Origin of the sequence: Exiguobacterium acetylicum (assembly GCF_022170825.1) — a bacterium.
GTDB lineage: Bacteria > Bacillota > Bacilli > Exiguobacteriales > Exiguobacteriaceae > Exiguobacterium_A > Exiguobacterium_A acetylicum_B.
The window spans coordinates 2,313,714-2,326,578 of sequence record NZ_CP081878.1 but is presented as its reverse complement, the minus strand read 5'-3'; the positions used below and the strand labels follow the sequence as shown (position 1 = coordinate 2,326,578).

At 45.8% G+C, this 12,865-nt stretch carries 11 protein-coding genes; 10 read left to right on the top strand and 1 reads right to left on the bottom strand.

The annotated features are described in order from the left end of the window. Positions 1–169: 169 nt before the first annotated feature. Positions 170–2,110, top strand: a complete 1,941-nt coding sequence (gene thrS / locus K6T22_RS12260) for a threonine--tRNA ligase (RefSeq protein ID WP_238237525.1) — start codon at positions 170–172, stop codon at positions 2,108–2,110. A gap of 217 nt (positions 2,111–2,327) precedes the next feature. Then, positions 2,328–3,533: a glycoside hydrolase family protein gene (locus tag K6T22_RS12255; protein ID WP_238237523.1), complete on the top strand. Its 1,206-nt coding sequence runs from the start codon at positions 2,328–2,330 to the stop codon at positions 3,531–3,533. A 51-nt stretch (positions 3,534–3,584) separates the two neighbouring features. Here the strand turns inward: K6T22_RS12255 and K6T22_RS12250 are convergent, their stop codons facing one another. Next, entirely contained in the window at positions 3,585–5,054 is a 1,470-nt protein-coding gene (locus tag K6T22_RS12250) for a catalase (RefSeq protein WP_238237520.1), read from the bottom strand. Positions 5,055–5,487: 433 nt separating this feature from the next. Here K6T22_RS12250 and infC point away from each other — a divergent pair, with 433 nt between their 5' ends. The 8 genes from infC (at position 5,488) to pheT (ending at position 12,832) form a co-directional block, all read left to right on the top strand. Continuing rightward, positions 5,488–6,018 (top strand): translation initiation factor IF-3, encoded by a 531-nt coding sequence (infC, locus tag K6T22_RS12245; protein WP_035406328.1) that lies wholly within the window; start codon positions 5,488–5,490, stop codon positions 6,016–6,018. Between the two features lie 27 nt (positions 6,019–6,045). Beyond that, on the top strand, positions 6,046–6,240 hold the full coding sequence (rpmI, locus tag K6T22_RS12240) for a 50S ribosomal protein L35 (protein ID WP_023469015.1): 195 nt from the start codon (positions 6,046–6,048) through the stop codon (positions 6,238–6,240). Positions 6,241–6,277: 37 nt separating this feature from the next. After that, a complete protein-coding gene (gene rplT, locus K6T22_RS12235; protein WP_012371057.1) occupies positions 6,278–6,637 on the top strand; it encodes a 50S ribosomal protein L20 in 360 nt (119 codons plus the stop codon). Positions 6,638–6,754: 117 nt separating this feature from the next. Further along, a complete protein-coding gene (locus tag K6T22_RS12230; RefSeq protein WP_238237519.1) occupies positions 6,755–7,237 on the top strand; it encodes a dUTP diphosphatase in 483 nt (160 codons plus the stop codon). A 12-nt stretch (positions 7,238–7,249) separates the two neighbouring features. Continuing rightward, positions 7,250–8,332: a M42 family metallopeptidase gene (locus tag K6T22_RS12225; protein ID WP_238237517.1), complete on the top strand. Its 1,083-nt coding sequence runs from the start codon at positions 7,250–7,252 to the stop codon at positions 8,330–8,332. An 8-nt stretch (positions 8,333–8,340) separates the two neighbouring features. Further along, positions 8,341–9,093 carry a TrmH family RNA methyltransferase gene (locus tag K6T22_RS12220; RefSeq protein ID WP_053454015.1) on the top strand — a complete coding sequence of 251 codons (753 nt, stop codon included), beginning with the start codon at positions 8,341–8,343 and terminating at the stop codon, positions 9,091–9,093. Between the two features lie 307 nt (positions 9,094–9,400). Beyond that, positions 9,401–10,423, top strand: coding sequence for a phenylalanine--tRNA ligase subunit alpha (pheS, locus tag K6T22_RS12215; protein WP_238237516.1), 1,023 nt, complete (start codon positions 9,401–9,403; stop codon positions 10,421–10,423). 12 nt (positions 10,424–10,435) lie between these two features. Further along, positions 10,436–12,832, top strand: coding sequence for a phenylalanine--tRNA ligase subunit beta (gene pheT, locus K6T22_RS12210; protein WP_238237513.1), 2,397 nt, complete (start codon positions 10,436–10,438; stop codon positions 12,830–12,832). Positions 12,833–12,865: the final 33 nt, after the last annotated feature.

The window sequence follows — 12,865 nt, the reverse complement described above, 5'->3', positions numbered from 1 at the left end:
TTACTCCCTCATAGCACGAACGGGGCTAATCCGTTTGCGCCTCACGCCCGTTAACGCGTGTTCGAGCCGAACCAGCATATGGTCCGGGAACGAGGGTGGTACCACGAGATTAAGACTCGTCCCTTTTTAGGGATGAGTCTTTTTTATTTTGTATAAGGGGGAAACAGTCATGTCAAACATCGCACTTACATTTCCAGATGGCGCTGTAAAGGAATTCGCAGCCGGCACGACAGCTGAAGAGGTTGCGGCTTCCATCAGCCCAGGACTTCGTAAAAAAGCATTTGCTGCAAAATTAAATGGACAAGCAATCGATTATCGTCGTCCAATCGAAGAGGATGGCACAATCGAATTGATCATGCCGGATTCAGAAGAAGGTCTCGACTTGATTCGTCACTCATCGGCTCACTTGATGGCACAAGCAATCAAACGCCTGTACCCAGATGAAACGATTCATCTCGGTATTGGACCGACAATCGAGAATGGTTTCTACTATGATATCGATATGGAACGTCGCCTGACGGAAGAAGATCTTCCGGAAATCGAGAAGATGATGAACAAAATCGCGGGTGAGAACTTGCCGATCGAACGCGAAGTCGTCTCACGTGACGAAGCACTCGCGATTTATAAAGAACTCAATGATCCGTTGAAAGTTGAATTGATCGAGTCGATTCCTGCTGATCAGGATTTGACGTTCTACCGTCAAGGCGAATTCTTCGATCTCTGTCGTGGACCACACGTGCCAGCGACAGCGAAGCTACAAGTCTTCAAATTGATGAGCATTGCTGGTGCTTACTGGCGTGGTGATTCAAAAAATAAGATGCTTCAACGGATTTACGGTACAGCATGGGCGACAAAAGATCAGTTGAAACAACATCTCCACTTCCTCGCTGAAGCAAAAGAGCGTGATCACCGTAAGCTCGGGAAAGAACTTGGTTTGTTCTTCACTTCTCAAGAAGTCGGTCAAGGACTCCCGATGTGGTTACCAAAAGGGGCAGCGATCCGTCGTACAGTCGAGCGTTATATCGTTGATAAGGAACTCGAACTTGGCTATGAGCATGTCTACACACCAGTTCTTGGTTCAGTTGATTTGTACAAAACATCTGGTCACTGGGATCACTATCAAGATGACATGTTCCCGAAAATGGAGATGGACAATGAAGAACTCGTTCTTCGTCCGATGAACTGTCCGCACCATATGATGGTCTACAAGAACGAACCACGTTCATACCGTGATTTGCCGCTTCGTGTCGCTGAGCTTGGTGGCATGCACCGTTATGAAATGTCTGGTGCCTTAACTGGACTCCAACGTGTTCGTTACATGGTCCTCAACGATGGGCATACGTTCGTCCGTCCTGACCAAATGAAAGATGAGTTCAAAGCAATCGTTCATCTTATTCAAGAAGTCTATGCTGACTTCGGAATTACAGATTACAAGTTCCGTCTTTCGTATCGTGACCCAGCGGATAAAGAGAAGTACTTCGATAACGATGCAATCTGGGAAATGGCACAGCGTGAGCTGAAAGAAACGATGGATGAGCTCGAACTTGAATATTTCGAAGCAGAAGGCGAAGCTGCATTCTACGGACCGAAGCTTGACGTACAAGTTCGGACAGCACTTGGTAAAGATGAAACACTCTCAACAGTTCAACTTGACTTCCTCTTACCAGAGCGATTCGAATTGACATACAAAGGCAATGATGGTCAAGATCACCGTCCAGTCGTCTTACACCGAGGTGTTGTTTCGACGATGGAACGATTCGTTGCTTACTTGATTGAAGAATACAAAGGCGCGTTCCCGACATGGCTCGCACCGGTTCAGGTGAAATTGATTCCGGTTTCCGGTGTTCATGAGGACTATGCCCGTGAAATCAAAGCGATTCTGTTGAAAAAGGGAATCCGCGTCGAAACAGATTTCCGTGACGAGAAACTCGGTTACCGTATTCGTGAAGCACAAGTCAACAAAGTACCAGTCATGCTCGTTTTAGGTGACAAAGAAGTGGAAGCGCGCGAAGTTAACATTCGCCGCTACGGTTCAAAAGACTCGAGCAATGCATCACTCGAACAATTTGTTTCAGATTTAGAGCAAGAAATCGCAAACCGTTCAAAATAATTCATGTATACAAAAACAATCCGTCCTGCTGATGTAGGGCGGATTGTTTTTGTGATGGGGTGCTTGAAAGAAACCAATTTCATACCGATGAAACAGATAGAACATCCAACTGAATCTATATAGAACTACAGAAATAGAATTTTCCTTTAATTGGATAAATGCTATAATAAACCTTCAGTGGATGAAATGTTTTGAAGAATGGGAAGGGAGTTACAGAATGAAGCAAACCACTCTTGCTGTGTTCATCGCCTCTTCACTTTTAATCGGTATTCATCCGGGCGTAGCGGATGCAGCGACGACTAAAAAGACATACCGGATCACACCAAAGACAGAAGCGATTGACCCGACGATTCGTAAATATACGACTTATAACGCAAAGACGCGCAACCACTATACGATGCGCTCTTATTTAGAGCGCCTTGAAAAAGAGGGTGGGGGAACACTTGTTTTAACAAGAGGAACATATCTGTCCCCATTACGTGTCGGTATTCCGTCCAATACGACGGTAATCTTGGAAGATGGCGTCATCATCAAGAAGACGACGGAGACCGGTACGACAAAGATTAGTTCAACGACTAGCGTCTTTGATTTGGTTGCTCCATCCGTCTTGCGTTTGAATAAAAAGGTCGGAAAGTATGATGGCTCGCAGAACGTTAAAATCATTGGAAAAGGAAATGTGCAAATCGATTTGAATCGATATACGCGTGGCTCAGCGTTTGCCATTGCGCACAATCAAAACTTATACATCGGCGGTATCACGGTGCGGAATCAAAAGGGATCACATGCGATGGAACTTGATGCGACGAAGAAGGCAATCATCGAAAACATGAAATTCGTCGACGCCGTCATGATACCGAATACAGGTCCGAATGAATCGATTAATCTCGATACACCAGATCCGATCACAAAGGGATTCAATTGGAAGTGGTCGAAACAAGACGGAACGCCGAACGCAGATATCACGATTCGTAATAATCAATTCCGTAATATCAACGTAGCAATCGGTACACATCAATATACAGAAAAGAGATTACACACGAATATCCGGATTGAAAAAAACACGATTGACGGAACGAAGGATTATGCGATTTCGATGATGAATTGGAAGAATCCAACGGTTCGATACAATACGATTCGAAACGTTCATCGCGCGGATGGGAAGGCGATGGCGATTCTCGGTAGAGGAGTTATCGGAGGTACGATTCGGTATAACCGATTTGAAGACGCGGATCGGGCGATTCAAATGCAACCGTTCCAAAGTAATGGTTATGCCCCGATTTATAATTCTTTTACGTCGGAACAAAAACGTTATATGCAACAAAACACTGTTAAACAAGTCGGTCTCGATCAAATCGTCTTATTTAAAAAACTGAATGAGTTCACGTATAAGACGGCCGAACGATACGAGTTTGTTCCATACTAAATTTGATACAAAAAAGCACCCGAGACGTAAGTCAAGGGTGCTTGTGTCATATTACGAACGCATTTGTTGTAAGAACGGTTCGATATCGACTTTAAGAGCATCTGATAGTTTCTGACCGAGTGAAGCATCGGCGCGATAGAAGTTACAGATTGCAAGCAGAACCGTGTTCTCATGGCGCACTTGCTCAAGATCATTGACGAGGTTTTTCAAGAGAGCAGCTTGCTCTTCTTCCGTCATACGGCGGTAGACCTCACCAGCTTGACCGAAGTTGTTCGTCTTCTCGATTTCGAGACGACCATGTTTATCATCAAGCAACGGTTGATTTTCTTCCGTGTACTCTGGTGTTTCTTTTGGTTCTTCTTGATAACGGTTCGGTTCATAGTTGACCGGACTCGTTTGCTGACCAACCGGCATTGCGCCATCACGTTGGTAGTTGTTTACTTGTGCGAACGGACAGTTGATCGGGAGTTGTTGATAGTTCGTGCCGATACGGTAACGTTGCGTGTCTGAATAAGAGAACAAGCGACCTTGTAACAACTTATCTTCAGATGGCAACATCCCTGGAATCAAGACACCTGGGTTAAAACCAACCGATTCTGTTTCAGCAAAGTAGTTGTCGACATTTTTGTTTAATGTCATTGTACCGACGTGTTGGAACGGGATGACATCTTCGAACCAATCTTTTGTCGCGTCAAGCGGATCGAAATCGAACTGATCGACGTCAGCCGGATCGAGTACTTGTACGAACAGATCCCATTCCGGATAATCTCCATCTTCAATCGCTTGGAATGTATCGTTTGAAGCATGGTTAAAGTCTTTTCCTTGAATCTCTGTTGCTTCTTCTGCTGAGAGATTGTGAACACCAGCTTTTGGTACCCAGCGTAGTTTCACATAAACCGTATTACCATGAGCATTCACCCATTTAAATGAGTGGACGGAAGAACCACGCATTTTACGGTAGCTTGCAGGAATCCCTTCATCCGTAAAGAGATGCATGAGCATATTCGTCGATTCTGGACGAAGCGTCATGAAATCCCAGTAACGGTCAGGATCTTGAATGTTCGTGCGTGGATCTGGTTTGAGTGAATGGACCATATCCGGGAACTTCATTGCGTCACGAATGAAGAAGACAGGAAGGTTGTTCCCGACGAAATCCCAGTTTCCTTCTTCTGTATAGAACTTAACAGAGAAACCGCGTGGATCACGTAGCGTCTCTGGAGAGTGCGTGCCGTGAATAACAGTCGAGAAACGGGCGAAGACAGGAACTTCCGTACCTTCTTCTTGTAAAAACGCTGCTTTCGTGTACTTTTTCATTGAGTTTTTGACAGTGAAGACACCGTGAGCACCAAACCCACGAGCATGTACGACACGCTCAGGTACACGTTCTCGGTCGAAATGGGCCATTTTTTCAATTAGTTGATAGTCTTCTAACAATGTCGGTCCACGTCGTCCAGCTGTACGTGAATTCTGATTGTCACCGATTGGTACACCTTGATTGGTCGTTAATCGTTTTTCATTCATCTGTTATTCTCCCCCTTATGTAAGATTAAATTGATTATAAAACAATAATCATTCTAAATAAACAATTTTGCTTGCGGATGTTCTGAATCTTTTTTTACACATAATGAATGTACCCGCGAAAAACAGGTTAGAAACTTCTTGCTTATCCGCCAAAGGATTGCTATTATAATCAAGTATGTGAGCAACGTTCTGTAAGAACATAGAAAGCGGCTTGACATCACGGGAAAACAAGTGCTATGATAGCAAAGTGAAATGACAACAAAGCAGAAGCATCCCGCTTCTCACCATGTATGATAACTCGTACTGGTTCATCATGAAGATCGCAATGTATAGCAACTGCTATGCTTTGGCGTTCCTTATGAGTGTGGGCGGGAAAAACTGCCGACGCTTTTTTTATAGCGTTTTCTATCATTCATTTTTCGTGCAATGCACGATGGAGGTGCTAACCATTAGCAAAGATCTGTTAATCAATGAAAGCATCCGTGCCCGAGAAGTTCGTCTTATCGGAGCGGATGGTGCTCAACTAGGTGTCCAATCACGCAACGAAGCGTTACGTCTCGCTGAGGAAGCGGAACTTGACCTCGTCATGGTCGCTCCACAGGCGACGCCGCCAGTTTGTAAGATCATGGACTACGGTAAATACCGTTTCGAGATGCAAAAGAAGGACAAAGAAACTCGGAAGAATCAAAAAGTGATTCAGATGAAAGAAGTTCGTCTTAGCCCGACAATCGAGGAGAACGACTTCCAAACGAAATTCCGTAATGCGAAGAAATTCTTGGAGAATGGTAACAAAGTGAAAGCGAGTATTCGTTTCCGCGGTCGTGCCATCACTCACTCGGAAATCGGTAGACGCGTTCTCGAACGTCTCGCAACGGATTTAAGTGAGTTCGGTGTTGTGGAACAGAGACCGAAGATGGAAGGACGCAGCATGTTCCTCGTGCTTGCTCCTAAGAAAGAAGACTAATCGAATCGAAGTAGGAGGGAATCTCTCATGCCTAAAATGAAATCGCACCGCGGTGCTTCTAAACGTTTCAAACGTACTGCTTCTGGCAAATTGAAACGTGGTCGTGCTTACACAAGCCACTTGTTCGGTAACAAATCAACAAAAGCGAAACGTAAATTACGTAAAGCTAGCATGGTATCTACGGGTGACTTCAAACGCATCCGTCACATGATCGCGAAGTAATTTATCCAATCGTATACAGATTTAGGAGGGAATTTATATGCCACGCGTAAAAGGCGGATATACGACTCGTCAACGTCGTAAAAAACAACTCAAATTAGCTAAGGGCTACTACGGCTCGAAACATACACTCTTCAAGGTTGCGAAACAGCAAGTCATGAAATCTCTCATGTATGCTTACCGTGACCGTCGTCAAAAGAAACGTGACTTCCGTCGCCTCTGGATCACTCGGATCAATGCGGCAGCACGTATCAACGGTCTTTCTTACAGCCGCATGATGCATGGTCTTAAATTAGCAGGTATCGACGTTAACCGTAAGATGCTCGCTGACCTCGCAGTTACAGATGCAACTGCATTTGCTTCACTTGCTGACACAGCAAAAGCAAAATTGAACGCTTAAGTTCTACAATTCGTCGGGGAATTTAATTCTCCGACGTTTTTTTCGATTTAATGATAAAATAAGAAGGCACGTCGATAGACGGTCATATGATTTTTTTAGATAGAAGGAGAATTAAAGATGGATTGGTTGACACTTTTTGAGATGCAAGAACAGTTGGATAAACGGATTCAGTCAGAACATCAATTAACAGGCAATCAATTCGACGAGCGGTTGCTCGCCTTATTGGTCGAACTCGGCGAACTTGCGAATGAGACACGTTGCTTTAAGTTCTGGTCGAAGAAGGGACCATCCGCTCAAGTCACAATTCTTGAGGAATATGTCGATGGCGTCCATTTTCTACTCTCACTAGGTCTAGCGCTTGAATATAAGAAGAGTCATTTTTCGGAAGGTGACTTTTATTTGACGGCAACGGATGCCTTTTTAGATGTCTATAACAAAACGAACGTCTTCGCGATCTCGCGAACGGAACAAAGTTATGATGTTCTAATTGGTGCATACCTTGCATTAGGTGCTACACTAGGCTTTACACAGGATATGATTTTCAAGGCTTACATTTCTAAAAATGAAGCAAACCATGTGCGACAAGACAACGGTTACTAAGGAGGAAATCAGATGAATGAACAATTACATATGCTAAAACGTCTTACGGACGCAACAGGTGTACCGGGCAACGAAAAGGAAGTCCGGAGCCTCATGCGTGAATATTTGGAACCCCATGCAGAAGCGTTTCATCAAGATGGTCTCGGAAGTCTGTTTGCAGAACATAAAGGCGCAGGCGAAGATGCACCACGCGTTTTGATCGCCGGTCATATGGATGAAGTCGGATTCATGGTCACGAAGATCGATGAAAAGGGATTTCTTCGTTTCCAGCCACTCGGCGGTTGGTGGGGACAGGTCCTTTTGGCACAGCGTATGAATATTGTGACATCATCTGGTGAAGTCATTCCAGGTGTAATCGGTGCAAAACCACCTCATGTTTTACCACCGGAAGCGCGCAATAAGCCGGTCGACATTAAAGATATGTTCATCGATATCGGTGCTTCCTCTAAAGAAGAAGTCGACGGTTGGGGAATTCGTCCGGGTGATACGGTCGTTCCACATTGCGAATTTACTGTGATGAAAAATGAGAACTTCTTGATGGCGAAAGCATGGGACAACCGGATTGGTTGTGCCATCGCAATCGAAGCAATCAAACGCTTAAAAGCAGACGGTCATCCAAACACGATTTTTGCAGGAGCGACAGTCCAAGAAGAAGTCGGATTGCGTGGTGCTCAAACGGTCGCACATATGCTCAAACCATCGATTGCGTTTGCTGTCGATACAGGTATTCCGGGCGATACACCAGGAATGACGGATCGTGAGGCGCTGTCGAAGCTCGGCGAAGGTGTTCAAGTCATCATGTTCGATGCAACGATGATTGCGCATCGTGGATTAATCGATTTCGTGACGAAAGTCGCAACAGAAGAAAATATTAAGTATCAACTGGACTTAACACCAGGTGGCGGAACGGATGCAGCGAAGTTCCACTTGTCTAATACAGGTGTTCCATCACTTGCATTGACAGTGCCAATTCGCTACCTGCATACGAATGTCTCGATCATGCATAAAGCCGATTTCGAAGCAGCTGTCGATTTAGTCGTTGCTGTTACAAAACGCCTTGATGCTGAGACAGTCCAAGCGATCTACGAGGGGTAATTATAACAATGAAGCATATTGCATCAGCAAAGAACGAAATCGTCAAACAATGGAAAAAACTCTTAACGAAAAAAGGGCGTTTGCAGACGAACCGCTTTTTGATTGAAGGAGAACACCTGGTTGAAGAGGCTGTTCGCGCTGGAATCATTAAAGAAGTAATCGTTCGAGAATCGTACCAAGTACCTGGTTCATGGAAACGAAATGCCGATGTCTTTACAATCGATGAAGCTGTTATCAAAGTACTGGCTGAGACAGAGACGTCACAAGGTATCTTTGCTGTTTGTGAAATGAAGCAAGCTTCGGCACAACTGGAACGTGGACGTTACTTGTTACTTGATCGTCTTCAAGATCCAGGAAACGTCGGTACGATGATCCGAACAGCTGATGCTGCTGGATTCGACGGTGTCATCGTTGGACCGGGAACAGTTGATGTGTATAACGGAAAAGTCATCCGTGCGACACAAGGATCGCTATTCCATCTGCCTGTCATCACGATGCCACTCGAAGAAGCGGTCAATGCCTTGCATGAACAAGGGATTGCAGTGATTGGAACAGCATTAGAGGGCGCGACGTCTTATCAAACGATTGCACCAATGGATGCACTCGGTTTAATCATTGGAAACGAAGGACAAGGTGTTTCACCAGAGTTACTCTCTTACTGTGATGAACGTGCCTACATCCCGATCCGCGGTAAAGCAGAGTCATTGAATGCAGCAGTAGCAGCAGGAATCCTGCTCTATCATTTTGCAAGCGTGGATTGAAACCGATCGAGGTTCATGCTAAAGTGAACATCAGGAATATATCATGGACGTTGATGGAACAGAGTACGTTAGGGAATGATTCAATCAGGGAGAAGTAGTCGTAGACTGAAAGCTGCTTCGTGAATCTGCTAACCGAATTCACTCCGGAGTCGCACGAGAGATCGTGACGGGATGCGCCCGTTATCGCGCAATTGGAGGACTTTTCAACTGGAAAGTCAAACAAGGGTGGTACCACGGTGTTTACATCGTCCCTTCGGCATTTGCCGGAGGGACGTTTTTTATGTCTTCAACTAAAGGAGTGGGAAAGATGCGCGAGCAATTAGAAGCGTTACGCGATGAAGCAGTTGCATTAGTCGATCAAGCAACAACACAAAAAGAACTCAATGATGTTCGAGTCAAATACCTCGGAAAAAAGGGACCAATCACAGAAGTACTACGAGGAATGGGTAAGCTATCAGCGGAAGAACGACCAGTCGTCGGTGAAATCGCAAATACTGTCCGTCAAGCAATCCAAGAGCAACTCGAACAACGTTTGACCGCTGTTAAGCAGCAGGAAATGGATGCAAAACTGGCAACTGAAGCGATTGACGTCACGTTACCAGGACGTCCGAAAAAAGTCGGTCATGCGCATTTACTACAACAGGTGACAGATGAGATTGAAGACATCTTCGTCGGACTCGGTTATACGATTGCTGAAGGACCAGAGGTCGAGCAAGATCTCTTTAACTTCGAGATGTTGAATCTACCGAAGGATCATCCGGCACGTGATATGCAGGATTCGTTCTACATTACGGAAGAAATTTTGATGCGGACACATACGTCGCCAGTTCAAGCCCGGACGATGCTCGCTTCTAAAGGGGAACCGATCCGCATTCTTTGCCCAGGTAAAGTCTATCGCCGGGATGAAGATGATGCGACGCACTCTCACCAATTCATGCAGGTCGAAGGCCTAGTCGTCGGAGAATCAATTTCGATGGCAGATTTAAAAGGAACGCTTGAAGCATTTGCGAAGCAGATGTTCGGTGAAGCGCGTGAAGTCCGCTTGCGTCCAAGTTTCTTCCCGTTCACGGAGCCTTCAGTCGAAGTCGACGTCTCTTGTTTCAAGTGTGGCGGTAAGGGATGTAACATCTGTAAGCAAACAGGCTGGATTGAAATTCTGGGAGCCGGAATGGTTCATCCGCACGTTCTTGAAATGGCAGAGTACGATAGTACGAAAATGTCAGGATTCGCTTTCGGTATGGGAATCGAACGGATTGCCATGTTGAAATACGGTGTCGATGATATTCGCCACTTCTATACGAATGACGTTCGCTTCAGCGAACAGTTTTAAGGAGGAACGCAGATGTTAGTCTCAAAACAATGGTTGAACGAATATGTGGATGTCAGTCACGTTTCAGGACAGGACTTGGCTGATTTAATTACAAAGAGTGGGATCGAAGTCGAAGGCGTCGAGGTCCGAGATGAGTCGTTGAATAACATCGTCGTCGGACGTGTGTTAACGAAAGAAAAACATCCAGAAGCAGATAAATTGAACGTTACGACAGTTGACATTGGACAAGAAGAACCCGTCCAAATCGTTTGTGGTGCACCGAACGTCGAAGCAGGACAAGATGTCATCGTCGCGCGTGTCGGAGCTCGGTTACCAGGCATTAAAATCAAACGTGCTAAATTGCGCGGTGTCGTCTCGGAAGGGATGATCTGTTCACTTGAAGAACTCGGATTCGAAAAGAAATATATCCGGGAAGATGAACAGGACGGGATCCATACGTTCCGTGAATCGGTCACACCGGGACAAGATGTTTTAGAATTACTCGGTCTACGTGACGAAATCCTAGAACTTGGCTTGACACCGAACCGTTCGGATTGCCTCAGCATGTATGGTGTCGCACACGAAGTGGCTGCGCTTTATGATACGACACCAACGTTCCCAGTCGTTGATGTCAAAGAAGCAGAATCTGCGACGACAGTCAATGTGACACTTGATTCAGAAGACTGCCCGTTCTATGCGGCACGAGAAATTCAAGGGGTGACGATTCAAGAATCACCGACTTGGTTAAAAAATCGCTTGATCGCAAATGGCATTCGTCCAATCAATAACGTCGTCGACGTCACGAACTTCGTCTTACTTGAGACAGGTCAGCCGCTTCATTCATTCGATGCGGAAAAACTCGGGAAAAAAATCGTCGTTCGTCAAGCACGTACAGGTGAAGCGTTCACGACGTTAGACGAAGTCGAGCGGACGCTTGACTCTTCGATGCTCGTCATCACAGACGGAGAACGTCCGGTCGCGCTTGCTGGTGTCATGGGTGGAGCGAATACAGAAGTTGACGGAAATACGACATCGATCATTTTAGAGTCTGCTTATTTCGCACCGATTTCTGTTCGGAAGACGAGCCGTGTTCTTGGACTCCGTTCGGACTCAAGTGCGCGTTTTGAAAAAGGCGTTGACCCACGTCGCGTCTTGTTAGCACTCGATCGTGCAGCAGCGTTGATTGCTGAACTCTCAGGTGGAACGGTCCATTCCGGTATCGCTCAGGCTGGAACACTCGAGTTAGACGACCATTTGATCGAAGCAAGTGTCTCGTATATCAATCACCGTTTAGGAATGGAGATTGAAGGAACGGTCATGCAAACGTTACTTGAACGTCTCGGTCTCGGTGTTGAGTTATCGGGAGATGCTTTAACGGTCAGTGTACCGACTCGCCGCCAAGACTTGAAAATTCCAGCTGATTTATCAGAAGAAGTCGCACGCCTTTATGGTTATGATGCATTGACTTCAAGCCTACCATCTGAAGCAAGCCGTGGTTTCTTACCAAAACGCAACGTCCATCGTCGTCAATTACGTCGAACATTACAGGGAGCAGGGCTTTCGCAAGCGATCACGTATTCGTTGACGAGCGAGCAACGGGCGATGCAATTCAATGAACGGGAAGATCTACATCCGGTCAAGCTAGCGATGCCGATCAGTGAAGCACGTTCGACACTGCGGACATCACTCATTCCAGGATTGCTTGAAGTCGCACAACATAACGTCGCTCGACAGCATGCTGACGTTGCGTTCTACGAACTCGGTAGCGTGTATTTACAACGAGATGCGTCACTTGAGACACTTCCAATCGAACAAGAAATGATTGGTGGCGTCGCAGTTGGTGTGTCAGAACAACATCGTGCTCACGGAACACTTGTTAAAACAGATTTCTTCGTCATGAAAGGGATCGTCGAGACACTCGCATCTGCGTCTGGTATCCGATTGACGTTCGAAGCAGCAAACATTCCATCGATGCACCCAGGGCGTACAGCGCGGATTCTGCTTGACGGAGAAGCAATCGGATTCGTCGGTCAAGTACACCCGGGTCTGTCAAAAGAACAGTACGGATTGAAAGAAGTGTACGTCTTTGAATTAGAAGCGATGGCACTACGTTCAAAAGAAGAACAAGTCTATTCGGAAATTTCACGTTTTCCATCGATGACACGTGACTTAGCGATCGTCGTCGAGCGATCGGTGACGGCACAATCCATCGTCGATGTCATGACGGAAGCGGCTGGTCCGCTCTTGCAGACAATCGAATTATTCGATGTCTACACAGGAGAAAACGTTGGTGAACATGAAAAATCGTTCGCGTTCTCTCTTCGTTACCAAAACAAGGAACGAACATTAGTAGATGAAGAAATTACGACAGCACAACAACGTGTCGTCGACGCAGTGAAAGAAACGTTCAATGCGGAACTTCGAGCATAATTAAACGAAAAGTAGCCGTTTTCCTCATGTAGG